The 15,624-nt window shown below is 71.6% G+C and carries 10 protein-coding genes; 7 read left to right on the top strand and 3 right to left on the bottom strand.

What is annotated here, in order from left to right:
• Positions 1-302: 302 nt before the first annotated feature.
• Positions 303-2,468 carry an MMPL family transporter gene (locus AB0M26_RS23945; RefSeq protein WP_365263868.1) on the bottom strand — a complete coding sequence of 722 codons (2,166 nt, stop codon included), beginning with the start codon at positions 2,466-2,468 and terminating at the stop codon, positions 303-305.
• A 64-nt stretch (positions 2,469-2,532) separates the two neighbouring features.
• Here AB0M26_RS23945 and rpe point away from each other — a divergent pair, with 64 nt between their 5' ends.
• The 3 genes from rpe (at position 2,533) to AB0M26_RS23930 (ending at position 7,856) form a co-directional block, all read left to right on the top strand.
• A complete protein-coding gene (gene rpe / locus AB0M26_RS23940) occupies positions 2,533-3,219 on the top strand; it encodes a ribulose-phosphate 3-epimerase (protein WP_365263867.1) in 687 nt (228 codons plus the stop codon).
• 162 nt (positions 3,220-3,381) lie between these two features.
• Positions 3,382-4,398 (top strand): sugar-binding domain-containing protein, encoded by a 1,017-nt coding sequence (locus AB0M26_RS23935; RefSeq protein WP_365263871.1) that lies wholly within the window; start codon positions 3,382-3,384, stop codon positions 4,396-4,398.
• Positions 4,399-4,958: 560 nt separating this feature from the next.
• A complete protein-coding gene (locus tag AB0M26_RS23930; RefSeq protein WP_365263866.1) occupies positions 4,959-7,856 on the top strand; it encodes an AAA family ATPase in 2,898 nt (965 codons plus the stop codon).
• A 349-nt stretch (positions 7,857-8,205) separates the two neighbouring features.
• On the opposite strand, the gene AB0M26_RS23925 is transcribed toward AB0M26_RS23930, so the two are convergent.
• Positions 8,206-8,844: a TMEM175 family protein gene (locus AB0M26_RS23925; protein WP_365263865.1), complete on the bottom strand. Its 639-nt coding sequence runs from the start codon at positions 8,842-8,844 to the stop codon at positions 8,206-8,208.
• Between the two features lie 736 nt (positions 8,845-9,580).
• Here AB0M26_RS23925 and AB0M26_RS23920 point away from each other — a divergent pair.
• Positions 9,581-11,020, top strand: a complete 1,440-nt coding sequence (locus AB0M26_RS23920) for a GuaB1 family IMP dehydrogenase-related protein (RefSeq protein WP_365263864.1) — start codon at positions 9,581-9,583, stop codon at positions 11,018-11,020.
• A gap of 94 nt (positions 11,021-11,114) precedes the next feature.
• Here AB0M26_RS23920 and AB0M26_RS23915 read toward each other — a convergent pair whose 3' ends face one another.
• Entirely contained in the window at positions 11,115-12,152 is a 1,038-nt protein-coding gene (locus tag AB0M26_RS23915) for a Ppx/GppA family phosphatase (RefSeq protein ID WP_365263863.1), read from the bottom strand.
• Positions 12,153-12,334: 182 nt separating this feature from the next.
• Here AB0M26_RS23915 and AB0M26_RS23910 point away from each other — a divergent pair, with 182 nt between their 5' ends.
• From AB0M26_RS23910 to AB0M26_RS23900, 3 genes are all read left to right on the top strand, one after another.
• Positions 12,335-12,976 carry a hypothetical protein gene (locus tag AB0M26_RS23910; RefSeq protein ID WP_365263862.1) on the top strand — a complete coding sequence of 214 codons (642 nt, stop codon included), beginning with the start codon at positions 12,335-12,337 and terminating at the stop codon, positions 12,974-12,976.
• 63 nt (positions 12,977-13,039) lie between these two features.
• Complete coding sequence (locus AB0M26_RS23905; protein ID WP_365263861.1) at positions 13,040-13,585, top strand: hypothetical protein; 546 nt, start codon at positions 13,040-13,042, stop codon at positions 13,583-13,585.
• 542 nt (positions 13,586-14,127) lie between these two features.
• On the top strand, positions 14,128-15,624 hold the full coding sequence (locus tag AB0M26_RS23900; RefSeq protein ID WP_365263860.1) for an amino acid permease: 1,497 nt from the start codon (positions 14,128-14,130) through the stop codon (positions 15,622-15,624).

Below are 15,624 nucleotides of genomic sequence, written 5' to 3'. Positions count from 1 at the left end.
CGACGTGCTCTTCGCCATGCTCCGCGACGGCACCTTCTACGACCCCAAGCCCGCCCCCACAGGTTGACGAAACCCATAGGGACACCCCCCCGGGGCGGACGCTCCGCGCTCCTCGTACCAGAAGGTCCTCGCCCCCCATCGGCGAGGGGCGGGCGTCCACCCGGAACGACCTGATCCGCCGTCATGGCCGCCAGAGCCGCCAGACCCGCCGGGCCGTCCTGGACCGCTTGGAGGCCCCTGGAGGACACCGGCTCGTGGCGGAGGCCCCGCGACCGTCCGCGTACCGGGCGCGTACGCCGTGATCAGGGCGTGGTGTTCGGCCCGGGCGGCGGCGTTCCGCCCGGGCCCGGCCGTCCCACCGGTGCCGCCGGTTCGTCGTGCGCCTGCCCGCTCGGCCACCACATGCGCGGTCCGATGTCCAGGAACAGCGCGGTGACGAGCACGGACCGTACGACGAAGGTGTCCAGCAGCACGCCCAGCGCCACCGCGAAGCCGATCTCGGCGAAGCCAACCAGAGGCAGGGTGCCCAGGGCGGCGAAGGTGCCCGCCAGCACCAGACCGGCCGAGGTGATGACGGCCCCGGTCGCGGCCAGTGCGGTACGAGCTCCCGGCCGTGTGCCGTGCTTGCGGGCCTCCTCGCGGATGCGGGTCGTGAGGAAGATGTTGTAGTCGATGCCCAGAGCGACCAGGAACACGAAGACGAACAGTGGGAACGCGGGGTCCTCACCGGCGTAGTCGAAGACGTACCGGAAGGCGAGCGCGCTGATGCCCAGGGCCGCCGCGTACGACAGCACCACGGTGGCGATCAGGACCAGCGGGGCGATCAGCGCGCGCAGCAGAGCGCACAGAATGATCAGGACCACGACCAGGACGAGCGGGATCACGACCTCGTTGTCCCGGGCGGAGGCGTTCTCCGCGTCGAGAAGCGCGGCCGTGGTGCCGCCCACCTTGGCGTCGGCACCCGGGACGGCATGGACCGCGTCCCGCACCCGTTCGACCGTGTCCTTCGCGGCCGTGCTGTCCGAAGGAGCGGTCATGGTCGCCTCGAAGAGGACCCGGCCGTCCTTCTCCGGTACCGCGCCGGGCGGGACGGCGATCGACCGTGGTACCACGCCCGGCGTGGTCGCGACGGTACGGCCGACCTCCCTGGCCCGATCGGCGTTGGTGACGATGGCCAGAGGGTCGCCGCTGCCCGCCGGGAAGTACCGCGCCGAGACCTCCTGCCCCTTGATCGACTCCTGTTCCTCGGTGAACGCGTCCGCGTTGCTGATGCCCTCCGCCCGCAGCACGAGGATGCCGAAGGACAGCGCCGCGAGGATCACGGCGGTCGTCGCCCAGACCGCCCGCGGCCGGTGCGAGATACGGGTGCCCGTACGGGCCCACACCCCGTGCTCGGTCGGCTCGTCCGATCCGTAGCGGGGGATGACCGGCCAGAAGATCCAGCGCCCGCAGATCACCAGCAGGGCGGGGAACAGCGTCACCATCGCGACCAGGGCGACCAGCACGCCGACCGCGCAGACCGGGCCGAGCCCGCTCGTGGAGTTCATCTCGGCGACCAGGAGCACCAGCATGCCCGCGCAGACGGTGGCGCCGCTGGCGATGACCGCGGGGCCCGCCCGGTGCAGGGCGAGGGCCATCGCCTCGTGCCGGTCCGTGTGGCGGCGCAGTTCCTCGCGGTAGCGGGCCGTCAGCAGCAATGCGTAGTCCGTGCCCGCGCCGAAGACGAGGACGGTGAGGATGCCGGCGCTCTGCCCGTTCACGGTCAGGTCGGCGTAGCGGGCGAGGAGGTAGATGATCGCCTGGGCGGTGAGCAGGGACGCGACGGCCGCGACGACGGGCACCAGCAGCAGGGTGGGACTGCGGTACGTGATGAGCAGCGCGACGACCACGACGCCGAGGGCCGCCACCAGCAGCGTGGAGTCGATGCCCTCGAAGACCTTCGCGAAGTCGGCGTTGGTGCCGGCCGGCCCGGTCACGTACACCGAGAGACCGCCACCTGGGTCGCCGATCTTCTCGCGGATGTCGTCGACCGCGTCCGAGAGCCGCTCCCAGCCTTCCTCGTCGACGGTGACCGGCACGAAGATCTCCGCGGCCCGCGGTGCGACCGGCCGGTCGTAGACCGGACCGAGGGTCTCCTCGCCCCGGATCCCGTGGGCGGTCATCGTCCTCAGTTCGGCCGTGGCCTGCTCGATCGTGCTGCGGTCCTGGAGGGTGAGACCGCTGTCCCGGGCGTAGACGACCACGGCGGGGATGGTCTCGGGCCGGAAGTCCTCGGAGAGGTGCAGGACCTGGGTCGACTCGGCGCTGCCGGGAAGCCAGGACGTCGCGTCGTTCTCCTGGGCGCCCATGAGCTTCCCGGCAAGCGGGCCCAGAAGGAAGAGCGCGATCAGCCACAGGAGCAGCACCAGCCACTTCGTACGGCGTCCGCAGACCAGCCAGGCCACTCCCTGGCGCTGTCCTTCCGGCATGGGGCTCCTCGGATTCTGTCCACCACGGTCCGTCAGCAGCCGGGGGCCATGGCAGGCTTGTGCCATGGCCGTTCAGATCAGCCCCAGTATCCTGTCCGCCGACTTCTCGCGCCTCGCGGAAGAGGCCCGAGCGGTCGAGGGTGCCGACTGGCTCCACGTCGACGTGATGGACAACCATTTCGTGCCCAACCTCACCCTGGGCGTGCCGGTCGTCGAATCCCTCGCCCGGGCCATGGCTACGCCGCTGGACTGCCATCTGATGATCAACAGCCCTGACCGCTGGGCGCCTGCTTACGTGGAGGCGGGCGCCGGATCGGTCACGTTCCACGCCGAGGCGGCCGCCGCTCCCGTACGGCTCGCGCGCGAGATCAGGGCGAAGGGGGCCCGAGCGTCCATGGCCCTGAAGCCTGCGACGCCCATTGAGCCGTTCGAGGACCTGCTGCCCGAACTGGACATGATTCTGATCATGACCGTGGAGCCCGGTTTCGGAGGGCAGGCGTTCCTCGACATCATGCTGCCGAAGATCCGCCGCACCCGTGAGCTGATCGCCAAGCACGGTCTTGAGATGTGGCTGCAGGTCGACGGCGGTGTCTCGGCCGACACCATCGAGCGGTGCGCCGAGGCCGGGGCCGACGTCTTCGTCGCGGGTTCCGCGGTCTACGGCACCGACGACCCCGCAGCGGCGGTGCGTTCCCTGCGAACACAGGCTCAGGAGACCACCGAGACCGCCGGGTGGGCCTGCGACCACTGAACGTCAGCCCGGTGAACGCGGGGGCAAGAGCTGATCGGTCACCGCCGCTTCTGACAGGATGAGCAGGGGGACACCCCCAGCCGACCGCGCCGGGGACACCCCCGATGCGAGCTGGGGAGTGCCCAGCAAGGTGCACTAGTGAAGGAGAATGCGGTGTCTGCTATGTCGGCGGGTCGGCCTGCCCTGCGGATGGGACCCGCGGAGCTGGTGCAGGCGGCGGCCATGGCCCGCCGCTTCTACCTCGAGGGCAAATCCAAGATCCAGATCGCCGAGGAGTTCGGCGTCAGCCGCTTCAAGGTCGCGCGCGTGCTGGAGACGGCGCTCGAGCACGACCTCGTACGTATCGAGATCCGTGTACCGGCCGAGCTGGACGCCGAGCGCTCCGACGTGCTCCGCGCCCGCTACGGGCTGCGACACGCGGTCGTCGTGGAGTCCCCCGCCGACGCGGAGGCCGACGCGCCCGACCCGGAGAACCTCGGCGAGGTCGCGGCCGACCTGCTCGGCGAGCTGGTGACCGAGGGCGATGTCCTCGGTCTCGCCTGGGGGCGCTCGACCATCCACATGGCCGCGGCTCTCGACCGGCTGCCGCCGTGCACGGTCGTGCAGCTCACCGGGGTCTACGACGCGGGCACCGCAGAGCGCGGCTCGGTCGAGGCCGTACGGCGCGCCGCCCAGGTGTCCGGTGGCGAGGCGCACCCCATCTACGCTCCGATGCTGCTGCCCGACTCCGCGACGGCCGCGGCGCTGCGCGGCCAGACGGGGATCGCCCGGGCCTTCGAGTACTTCGACAAGGTCACGGTCGCCTGCGTCTCCATCGGTTCCTGGGAGGCGGGCATCTCGACGGTCTACGACATGCTCACCGAGGAGGAGCGGGAGCACTACGCCTCGCTGGGCGCCGCGGCCGAGATGTCCGCGCATCTCTTCGACGCCGAGGGCCGCCGCATCGGCCGTGACCTGGGGGAGCGCTGCATCACCGTCGAGGCCGACCGGCTTCGGCGTATCCCGGAGGTGGTGGCCATTGCGGGCGGCCGCCGGAAGGCCGAGGCGATCGGCGCCGTGCTGCGTTCGGGGCTGGTCACCAGCCTGGTGACCGACACAGCGGCCGCGGATCACTTGCTGCACGAGACGACGCCCGGCATGCGGCCCGCGCTGGAGCGTACGGACCCCGACGGGGGCTGAGGATCAGGCTCGTCCACGGCCCGGCGCGGGGGCTGTCACGGCCCGGAGCGCGGCTGGGGCTGGGCGCGGTTGTGGCCGACGCTCCCTGCCGCTGCTGCCCGTCGCTGCCCCCCGCGCCACCCGTTCCCCGCCACCGCTCCCCGGCCCACCCCGGCCGAAGGCGAGCCCGAGGGCGGCGGAGAGCCCTGACCCGGACGGGCCGGGGCAGCCGTGCCGCCCGGGGGCGCCGGGAAGAGTCACCGGGTAGGCGAGAGTCACCGGGCAGGCGAGGAGTCACCCGACAGACCAGGGAAAACATCCGTGTGCGCCCGTTCCGGCGGCCGTGTGTTCCATGGCAGAGTGCCCCGAACGATCGTGGGCCGGGCACGGTTCGCGCGGCGATGGGAGGCGTACTGCGTGCCCCCTTCGGAAAGGCCTCATCCGGTAGTCGGACGGGGCCACCGTCAAAGATCAGACCATCGGCGGACTTCGTGGAACCCACGGCCGGACGCAGGGAAAGGCGCCGACCGCCACCCTGGTGCGCCACGGGAAGTCCATCACCAGGTGACGGAGATGACCACGTGAGTCTCGCGGAGTCACAGAGCACATGCGGCAGGGAGTGGCCCCTGGTCGGACGGGACGCGGCGATGGCCGAGCTGGACGAGGTGGCCGCACAGGTTCTCGTCGGCCGCTCCACCGTCGTACAGATCGAAGGCCCGGCCGGTATCGGCAAGTCGGCCCTGCTCAGCAGCTGGTGCGGCCGTGCGACCTCCTTCCGTGTGCTGCGCGCCCGCTGCCACCCGCTGGAGAGCGAGTTCGCCTTCGGCGCCGTACGGCAGCTGTTCAGGCCGCTCGTCGATCCCGCGGGAGAGGACGGCCAGGAGGCCCTGCGGGACGGGACGGCCGCGGCCGCGCTGCGCGTCCTGGACGACCGGGTGGTCGGCGGCCCGCCCGAGGGATCCGATGTCGTGGCCGCGGCGCTCAGCGGTGTGGACGGGCTGGCGCTTGCCGTCTCCGCCCGCCAGCCCCTGCTCCTGGCGATCGACGATCTGCAGTGGATCGACGCGCCCTCGCTGCGCTGGCTCACGCACTTCGTCCGCCGGGCCGGCCACCGCTCCGTCCTCGTGGTCGTGACCAGCCGGACAACCGAACTGCGCAAGCCCGATCCGCTGGTCGCCGAACTCGTCCACCCCACGAACTGCCACACGCTGACCCTGGAGCCCCTCGACGCGGCAGCCGTACGGGAGCTGGCGCAGGCGATCTGGGGCGAGAGCGAGCCCGAGGCGTCCTTCTGCGCCACCTGCCACGCGGCCACCGGAGGGCACCCGCTGTTCGTCCGCGCGCTGCTCCACCAGGCGTGGATCAGAGGGGTACGGCCGACGGCCGAGTTCGAGGAGCGCATCCCCACCGTCACCCACTCCGTGCTCGGCCGGGAGATCATGCACCGCCTCTCCCAGGCGAGCGACGCCGCGGTGCAGCTGGCCCATGCCCTTGCCGTGCTCGGCGACCGCAAGCCGCTCCAACTCCTCGCCGCATACTGCGAGAAGGGGGAGGCCGTGGTGCGGGCGGCCGCCTCCGACCTCCGGGCCCTCGGGCTGCTGCGCGCCGAGGGACAGCGCTTCGTCCACCAAGCGGTGCGCGATACCGTGCTGGGCACCTTCTCGCCCGAGGAGCTGGGCCGGGAGCACGCACGCGCGGCGCAGGTGTCGTACCTCGGCGGGCGGCCCGACGAGGAGGTGGCCGCCCATCTCCTCGCTGCCGGGCCGGTGGAGGGCGAGTGGGTACTCCTGGTGCTGCGAAGAGCCGCCGACGCGGCGCTCGTCAGGGGCGCACCGGAGGTCGCCGTCACCTATCTGCGCTCCGCCCTCAACCAGCCGCTGGCGTCCGCCGAACGCGGCTCGGTGCTCTTCCAGCTGGGCATCGCGGCCGGGCACTACGACGCGGCGCTGGCCCTGTCGTACATCACGAGCGCCCTGGAGACGCTGACCGACGACAGGGCGAGGCAGGAAGCCCTCGGGGTGCTGACCTACTCGCTGCTCTTCTCGCACCAGTCACCCACGATGATCTCCAACATCGACCGGGTCATCGCTGAGCTCAGCAGCCAGGCGGACTGCGGCTGCACGGACCGCGAAGTCGTACTGCGCGTACGGGCGTTGCGCGCCTGGATGGAGTACGAGCGGCCCTCGGCCCGCACGCTGGAGCCCCTGTCCGACGCCGCCGACCTGGCCGGCCGGTCCTCCGGAGAGCGCCAGATCCTGGCGCTGCACGCCTTCCACGCCCTGCGCCAGGCGCTTCCGGCGCCGTACGTCCGCGAGCTGGTGAACCTCGCGTCCGTCAGCCTGCCCGTCTTCTCCTACGACCTCTATCCGCTCCACTACTTCGTCGTACAGACGCTCTTCTACCTCGACGACCTCACCGCCGCGGAGCGCCTGCACGACGAGCTGGCCCAGGAGACGAGCGACAAGGGCATGGACATCGTCGTCTCCGCACTGACGGTCTATCAGTCCGCTTTGGCGCTGCGGCGCGGCAAGGTCCCCGACGCGCTGGCCGCGGCGGACCGGGTGGTCGCGAGCTCGGGCAACGGCGCGGTGCCCTACGGGACGGCGCTGGACATTCTCAGGATCGACTCGCTCCTCGAACTGGGCCGCGTCGCCGACGCCGGGCAGGTCGCGCTCGCCCACTCGGCGGGAGGACCGACGGGCGCCGCATGGGAACGGCCGCTGTTCCTCATGTGCCTGGGCGGACTGCGGATCGCCCAGGGCGACATCCGGGGGGGACTCTCGCTCATCCGGGAGTGCGGCCACGAGGTTCAGGAGGCGGGGACGGTCAACCCGGCGGTCGTTCCGTGGCGTTCGAAGGCCGCGGCCGCCCATCTCCGCCTGGGCGAACGGGCGGTGGCCCGCGAGCTCATCGAGCAGGAACTCGAACTGGCCCACCGCTGCGCCATCCCCCGCGCCCTCGGCGTCACCCTGCGCACCGCGGGCAGCGTGACCGGCGGCGCGGCCGGGCTCGACCAGCTCGCGGAATCGGTGGACGTGCTCACCCGGACCCCGGCCCGACTCGAACTCGCCTACGCCCTCCACGACTTCGGGACCACGTTGCTTCAGCGCGGGGACAGGGGCGGGGCGCGCCAGGCCATCAGAAGTGGGTTGCGGGTGGCCGGTGAATGCGGCGCGACCGCGATCGCCGACCGGCTGCGGGACCGGCTGCACGACGCGGGAGGACGCGTCACCCGGTCCAGCCGTAACGACGGCCCCGCGCTGACGCCGGGGGAGGAGCGGGTCAGTGCGTTGGCCGCCCAGGGCTTCCGCAACAAGGAGATAGCCGAGCAGCTCTTCGTCTCGCTGCGGACCGTGGAGACCCATCTCACCGGTGCGTACCGGAAACTGGGGATCGCGGGGCGCAGCGGTCTGGCCGCGGCCATGGCGGAGCGGACCGCGCCACCCCCGAACGGAGGGGAGCCGCGGGACGCGTCCTGACGGGTCGAACGGGAGAAGGCGGGGGCGGAAGGCCTGCTCCGGCTCAATCTGTCGGAACTGCCGGTGCTCCGCCGGTGTGTTCAGGTTCTGCGGGCGTTCTGCGGGCCCGTCCTGAGCCTGGCGCCGGTGTTCGCCGCCTCGGGCGACGAACACCACCGCGGGCGGTGCGACCCCCTCGTTGGCATTCCGTGCGGGCATCCGCTCGACGTGCAGTTCGATGCCGTTGGCGTGTCCCGGGGTTACGAACGATGGAATTCCCAGTCCGCCCACCGTTGCGGAACGGAATATTCCGAGAAAGGTGAGCGGAGTTCCGTGAAAGTGCCCGCACCGTACGGACGGGGCGCTGGGGTCAGACTTCGAGACGGCGCGCGGTGCGCCGTTCCCAGTGGCCGATCCAGACTTTGAGCGGGACCAGAAGCGCCCAGAACCACTTCGCGCCGTTCGGGAAGGCGAAGGCCAGGGGAATGGCGAGTCCGAACATGACCACGGTGGAGGCGAAATCGGCGGCGTGGAGCAGACGGAGTTTGCGTGCGAGCGGACTGTCAGGAGTCGGAAGGCGCCGATGGACGGCGAGCAGCAGCGCCAAGTGGACCGCGTTCGTGGCCGCGACGCTCAGGGAGTAGATGGCGACGGGCAGGGCGCGGTTGCCGTACTCGGCGAGCAGGGCCGTGGGGAACGGGAGCAGCGCGATCAGCCCGAGCCCCAGCAGCGTCAGCCCGGTCACCCAGCCGCTGACCGTCCGCAGGGAACCAAGGATGCGCCGGTGGTCGGTCCAGAACTCGGCGATGACCGCGAAACTGATCGCGTAGGCCAGGAGTTTGGGGAGTGTTTCGTGCAGCGCCTCCCGGAATTCCTGGTCATTGAGCCCGGGCGGGACCGACAGATCGAGCACCAGCAGGGTCATGGCGATGGCGAAGACCCCGTCCGCCAGGGCCGTCAGGCGCGAAGCGGCCGTGTCGGAATCGGTGGCCTCGGGTGCGGGCTGCATGCGGGAAACGCTATGACGGGATCTGGGGTCCTCGCCTGGCTCGCCCGCGAGCATCGATGGGCACAGGCGTTCCTGCGGTGCAGGTGGGAAACAGCGGTTGACGAGCGTGCCCCCACCGCTGTCGGCGCCCATGCCGGACGGTTCGGGGCGGTTGCCCGGAGGCGTCGGTGTCTTCCGGCGGCGCCGGGGGGTCGGCGCGCCACGTCGAGTGCGCCGTGGGGGCCCACCTTTGTACGCTCCCGGGCGCGGGCCCCCTCCCGAGCGCGTGATCGGGACCGCGACACGGAGGACCGGCAAGCCGCCGGGGCGATCGCGAGGACCGATCACGAGGACCGATCACGAGGACCGATCGCGAGGACCGTGGCGACGGCGCTCACCAGGAGCGCCGCGAGGGTCGTCCCCAGACCGTGGCGGCCGCTGAGGAGGTTCCCTCCCCTCCCCGCCGGCGAGGCCGCCGCGCGGTCGCACTGATCACGGGCGCACCGGCCCCCTCGACTCACGGGCGGATCGGCCCCCTCGACCGGGAGGAGGGTGCCGCTTGCCGCGCGACGGGTCGCCTTGGCGGAAACCACAGAGCGGCGCCCGGAACGCTCGGCCGATGGCACAGACATCGCCGGGCGTTGGCCAAGCCTGGGCGAGGTCGGCGACAATGGCGTAGGAGCCGCAGCCCGATCCCGCTCGGCTCGGTGCTGACTCCCCGCCCGCCCTTACGTAAAACCGCAGGTGAGAGAGTTAGATGCGCTTCCTCAACGACCAGAAGCCGCCGTACGACCTGACGTACGACGATGTGTTCATGGTGCCGAGCCGCTCGGCGGTCGGCTCCCGGCAGGGTGTCGATCTGTCGTCCCACGACGGCACCGGCACGACCATTCCCCTCGTCGTCGCCAACATGACCGCCATCGCCGGCCGCCGTATGGCCGAGACGGTCGCCCGGCGCGGCGGACTGGTGGTGCTTCCGCAGGACATCCCGCTGGACGTCGTCACCGATGTGGTCGGCTGGGTGAAGGAGCGCCATCTGGTACTCGACACCCCGATCGTCCTCGCACCGCACGCGACCGTCGCCGATGCGCTTTCCCTGCTGCCCAAGCGGGCGCACGGCGCCGGGGTCGTCGTGGAGGACGGGCGGCCCGTCGGCATCGTCACCGAGTCCGACCTCACCGGTGTCGACCGCTTCACTCAGCTCGTCGAGGTCATGTCCCGTGAACTGCTGCTCCTCGACGCCGACATCGATCCGCGCGAGGCGTTCAACCGTCTCGACGCCGCCCACCGCAAGATCGCGCCCGCGGTCGACCGGGACGGCAAGCTGATCGGCATCCTCAACCGCAAGGGCGCCCTGCGCGCCACCCTCTACACCCCGGCGACCGACGCCGACGGCAAGCTCCGCATCGCCGCCGCCGTTGGCATCAACGGCGATGTCGCGGGCCGGGCCAAGGCGCTGCTCGCGGCGGGTGTGGACACGCTCGTCGTGGACACCGCACACGGCCACCAGGAGTCGATGATCAGCGCGCTGAAGGCGGTGCGCGGACTCGACCCGCAGGTCCCGGTCGTGGCGGGCAATGTCGTGGCCACCGAGGGCGTACGCGATCTGATCGCGGCGGGAGCTGACATCGTCAAGGTCGGGGTCGGCCCCGGTGCCATGTGCACGACGCGCATGATGACCGGTGTCGGCCGGCCGCAGTTCTCCGCCGTCCTCGAATGCGCCGCGGAGGCACGGAAGTTCGGCAAGCACGTCTGGGCGGACGGTGGCGTCCGGCATCCGCGGGACGTGGCGATGGCGCTGGCTGCCGGTGCGTCCAACGTGATGGTCGGGTCCTGGTTCGCGGGCACGTACGAGTCGCCGGGCGACCTCCAGCACACCGCCGACGGACGCCCGTACAAGGAGAGCTTCGGCATGGCCTCAGCCCGCGCCGTGCGCAACCGCACCTCCGAGGAGTCCGCGTACGACCGGGCGCGCAAGGGCCTGTTCGAGGAGGGCATCTCAACCTCGCGGATGTTCCTCGACCCGGGCCGCCCGGGCGTCGAGGACCTGATCGACTCGATCATCGCCGGTGTGCGCAGCTCGTGCACCTACGCGGGAGCGGGCTCGCTCGAGGAGTTCCACGAGCGCGCCGTGGTGGGCGTGCAGAGCGCTGCCGGATACGCGGAGGGCCAGCCGCTGCACGCCAGCTGGCAGTAGGAACGGCAGTCGGCCCGCCCCGCCAGGGCTTCCGGGCGGGGCGGTGTCGTAGGCAATGTCGCGTACGCCGCGGTGCGGCCCGGGGGCTTGCCGGTCAGCCCGTCCGGACGGGTACGCGCCCCCCTGTGACCCCTGCTTCGTCGGGCGCGGGGCCCACGGGCCCGGCGGCCTCGATGTGTCCTGCCGCGACGGGCGGAATCCACCACGGGACCTCGCCGCCCTCGAGGTACGTCAGCAGGATCCCCTCGCGCAGTGCCCAGGGGGAGATGACGACCCGGTCGAGCCCGATCAGCTTCATCGTCGTGTGTGCGACGACGGCACCCGCCAGCGACTGCCCGGCGCGGGCCTGCGAGATCCCGGGCATGCTCGCCCGCTCTGCCGTGGGCAGGGCTGCCAGCGCGTCGATCGCGGGGCGCAGATCCCGCCGCGCCAGCCGGCGCCGGACGAAGGGGCCCTCCCGTCCGGGGGCGGCACCGCAGAGCCGCGCGAGCTGCTGGAACGTCCGCGAAGTGGCCACGCCCGTATGCGGTCCTTCCCACCGTATCCGCGCCGCGACATCGCGCAGTTCGTGGCGGACGCGTCGGCGAAGCGCCTTCACCGCGGCGGGGCCGGGCGGGTCGTGGTGGGCGAAGTGCTCCCGGGTCAGGCGGCCCGCCCCCAGGGGCAGCGAGGCCGCGAAGTCCGGCATTCCGCTGCGTCCGAAGGCGACTTCGAGCGAGCCGCCGCCGATGTCGAGCAGTACGAGCGGCCCCGAACGCCAGCCCAGCCACCGGCGGGCGGCCAGGAAGGTCAACTCCGCTTCGGTGCGCCCCGACATGAGGCGCAGCGGCATTCCCGTACGGCACAGCACCGCGTCCAGTGCGTCCTGGCGGTTGGACGCGTCCCGCACGATCGACGTGGCGAAGACGAACGGCGATGTCACGCCCCACCGTTCGGCCTCCTCCCGCGCCGCGGCCACTGCGTCCTCCAGCAACGTCACGGCTTCTGCGGAGAGCCGGCCGCTGTCGTCGAGGTGCTCGGACAGCCGGAGCCGGCGCTTCGCGGTGTGAACCGGTAACGGGACGGTGCCTTGACCGTCCGCGACCATCAATCGCACCGTATTCGAGCCCACGTCCACCACGCCGAGTCGCATGATGGGCTGCCTACCCGTGACACCGGCACAGCAAGCCCTTGCTGTTCACTCCCTGGCGTAAACCGGACTCGCTCAGTTACGAAGGAGGGCGTTTCTGAGGAAAGGTGACATATATCCCATACTGGAAGCGCGTTGGCCTCCATGCTTCGCGGGGTGAAGCGCCCGACGTGGTTCAGGTCTCCATGACGCGCAACAGCGGGACGGAGGGGGCGACGATCATGAAGAACGGCCAGGCGGTGCTCGCCGTCGTCGGCGGCTACGTTCTCGGACGCACACGCAAGACGCGCCTGGCTCTCGGGCTGGCCGCACTGGCGGCGAGCCGGGGACTGGGGAGCCGAGGTCTCGGGGAGGTCGGCGGGCTCATGAAATCGCCGGAGGCCGAGCGGCTGGCCAAGGACCTGCGCGAGCGGCTCGCCACGGTGGGCAGAGCGGCCTTGACGGGTGCGGTCGGCCACCGTGTCGACGCGCTGAGCGACCGTATCGAGAAGCGGACGTCGGTGCTGCGCGGCGGGCCGTCCGGCGGCGAGGAAGCCGGGGCGGCCGAGCCCGGGGACGAGGAAGCCGGGGCGGCCGAGCCCGGGGACGAGGGCCGGGCACGGGCGGCAGAGCGCTCCGCGCGGAAGCGGTCGACGGGCAAGGCATCGGGCGCTGGGAGCAGGACGGCGAAAACGGGCACCGGCAGGAGCGATACGGGCAGGAGCGGCACCGCGGGCACCGGCACCGGCAGGAGCGGCGGCGCCAAGAAGGAGACCGGGAGCAGCCGTTCGGGGAACGCGCGGAGGAGCGGCGGCTCGAGCGGTTCGGCGCGGCGGAGTCGAGAGTGACGACGAGGTCGTGACACGGCGCCACGGCATGCGGACCCACCCCGTCCGGTGCACGCTGGGACCATGAGCAGAACACGTCATTCCGTGACGACCGAGGCGGCCCGGGGCCTGGTACCGGAGTCGCTCGGGATCTACCTCAACGACCATCTGGCGGGTTCCACGATGGGAGTCGAACTCTCCCGCCGTATCGCCCAGCGCCACCGCGGCGGTTTCGGCAGCGAGGAGTTGCAGCGGCTTGCGCAGGAGATCGCGCGGGACCGTGCCTCGCTGATCCGGATCATGGATGCGCTCGGGGTTCCCGTGCGCTGCTACAAGATCGCCGGAGGCTGGATCGCCGAGAAGTTCGCCCGTCTGAAGCCCAACGGGCGAGTGGTGCGCCGCTCCGGTCTCGGCGTCGTCATCGAGCTGGAGACCCTGCGACTCGGTGTGGAGGGCAAGTACGTGCTCTGGCGGGCGTTGGAGGCCGTCGCCGAACCGGACGCGCCCCTCGACCGGGACGAACTCCACGAGCTGAAGGACCGCGCCCGCGATCAGGTGAACCTTCTGGAGTCCCTTCGCCTCCAGGCTGCGACGGTCGCGTTCGCGCCGGGCGTGCCCGTTCCTCACTAGGGCCGCCCGGCCGCCCGGCCACCCAGCCGTCCGGCCGGACGCAGGGCCCTGTGGTCCGCGCGCGCCCGCGCCGGGCGCCCGTCCCCGACGCGCCGGACGCACGACCGCGCCCGCGCCGGGTGCCCGTCCCCGACGTACGGGCACTCGTCCCCGACGTACGGGTGCCCGTCCCCGACGTACCGGATGCACGGCCCCCGAAGTAACCGGGCGTGCAGTCCCGGACGCGCCATCCCGCACGTGCACGTGGTCCGGTCCGGGGCCACCTCGGCTGCCCGTAGCGAATTTGGCAACCCCGCGGTGACCTGCAACGATCTCCTGCGTGCGCGGCCTACGCGCAACGATTGCGCGCCGATGCGCAAGGTTCGTGCATTCCGGGCCCACACGCCCGGCTCGTAGGGTCGTGCGCTGTACGTGGAGTGGCGGTGACCGCCTGCTCGGCGGTCCCCGTCCCGGGCTTGTCTGCCTGCCCGCAGGGTTCCGCCGCCCGGTCGTCCGCCCATGACCGGCAGCCATACCCGGCAGCAGCGATGGAGGAGCCCCCAGTGGTGGAGCACGGCGCAGCACCCGCGGCCGCAGACAGCGGGACGTGGTCCCCCCGGCCGCCCGCGGGCGGCTTCGGTACGCGTCTGATGCGGCGCAAGCCGGTCGAGCAGCTCGTCGCCGAGGGCGGTCACGGAGAGAACGGCTCGCTGCGGCGCTCCCTCGGCATGTGGCAGCTCACCATGATCAGCATCGGCGCCACGCTGGGCACCGGCATCTTCGTCGTGCTCGGCGAGGCCGTCCCGGATGCCGGGCCCGCGGTCACGCTGTCGTTCGTCCTCGCCGGGCTGACGGCACTGTTCTCCGCACTCTCCTACGCCGAGCTGGCCGGCACCATTCCGGTCTCCGGCTCCTCGTACTCGTACACCTACGCCACCATGGGCGAGATCGTCGCCTGGGTCTGCGGCTGGTGCCTGATCCTGGAGTACGGCGTCTCGGTCGCGGCCGTGGCGGTCGGCTGGGGCGAGTATCTGAACGAACTGCTCGACGGCACCATAGGCCTCACCATCCCCGACGCGCTGGCCGCACCGCCCGGCGAGGGCGGTCTGTTCAATCTCCCCGCGCTGCTGGTCGTCCTGCTCGCCATGGCCTTTCTGCTGGGCGGCGCCCGGGAGAGCGCCCGCGCCAACACGATCATGGTCTCGGTGAAGATCGGTGCGCTGCTGCTGTTCTGCGCGGTGGCCTTCACCGGCATACGGGCCGGGAACTTCACGCCGTTCATGCCGCTCGGCATGGCAGGTGTGAGCGCCGCGGGAGCCACGCTCTTCTTCTCGTACATCGGCTTCGACGCCGCCTCGACCGCGGGCGAGGAGGCCAAGGATCCCAAGCGGGACCTCCCGCGCGCGATCATGCTCTCCCTCCTCATCGTGACGGTGCTCTACGTGCTGGTGGCGGCGGTCGCCGTGGGGGCGCAGCCCTGGAAGGGCTTCGAGGGCTCCGACGCCGCTCTCGCCGCGATCATGAACGAGGTCACCGGCCGAACTTTCTGGGGCGCCCTCCTCGCCGCCGGCGCCGTCGTCGCCATCGCGAGCGTGATCCTCACGGTGGTCTACGGCCAGACCCGCATCCTCTTCGCGATGTCCCGCGACGGGCTGGTCCCGAAGGTGTTCTCCACGGTCCACCCGCGCACCGGCACCCCCCGCGCTAACACCCTGATCGTCTCGCTCTTCTGCGGTGTTCTCGCGGCCGCCGTCCCGCTCGGGAGCCTGGCCGACGCCACCAGCATCGGCACGCTCTTCGCCTTCGCGCTGGTGAACGTCGCGGTGGTCGTCCTGCGCAGGACCCGGCCCGAGATGCCGCGCACATTCCGCGTACCGCTGTCCCCGCTCCTGCCCGCCGTCGGCTTCGGGTTCTGCGTGTGGATGATGGGGAGTCTCGGCGCGGTCACCTGGACGGTCTTCGGAGTCTGGATGGCCGTCGGCCTTGTGGTCTACTTCGGATACGGCATGCGGCGCTCCCGTCTGGAAGCGGCGCCGGTCCAGGCACCCGCAGAGAAGTGA

Origin of the sequence: Streptomyces sp. NPDC051776, assembly GCF_040681345.1 — a bacterium.
In the GTDB taxonomy this organism is placed as follows: Bacteria; Actinomycetota; Actinomycetes; order Streptomycetales; family Streptomycetaceae; genus Streptomyces.
This window is presented reverse-complemented; position numbering and strand designations above follow the sequence as displayed.

What these genes read in the sequence shown, in the direction of transcription:
- AB0M26_RS23905 (WP_365263861.1), top strand. Translation starts at nt 13,040, where the DNA reads ATGAGCAGAACACGTCATTCCGTGACGACCGAGGCGGCCCGGGGCCTG.
- AB0M26_RS23925 (WP_365263865.1), bottom strand. Translation starts at nt 8,844, where the DNA reads ATGCAGCCCGCACCCGAGGCCACCGATTCCGACACGGCCGCTTCGCGC.
- AB0M26_RS23920 (WP_365263864.1), top strand. Translation starts at nt 9,581, where the DNA reads ATGCGCTTCCTCAACGACCAGAAGCCGCCGTACGACCTGACGTACGAC.
- AB0M26_RS23935 (WP_365263871.1), top strand. Translation starts at nt 3,382, where the DNA reads ATGTCGGCGGGTCGGCCTGCCCTGCGGATGGGACCCGCGGAGCTGGTG.
- AB0M26_RS23910 (WP_365263862.1), top strand. Translation starts at nt 12,335, where the DNA reads ATGACGCGCAACAGCGGGACGGAGGGGGCGACGATCATGAAGAACGGC.
- AB0M26_RS23945 (WP_365263868.1), bottom strand. Translation starts at nt 2,468, where the DNA reads ATGCCGGAAGGACAGCGCCAGGGAGTGGCCTGGCTGGTCTGCGGACGC.
- AB0M26_RS23915 (WP_365263863.1), bottom strand. Translation starts at nt 12,152, where the DNA reads ATGCGACTCGGCGTGGTGGACGTGGGCTCGAATACGGTGCGATTGATG.
- rpe (WP_365263867.1), top strand. Translation starts at nt 2,533, where the DNA reads ATGGCCGTTCAGATCAGCCCCAGTATCCTGTCCGCCGACTTCTCGCGC.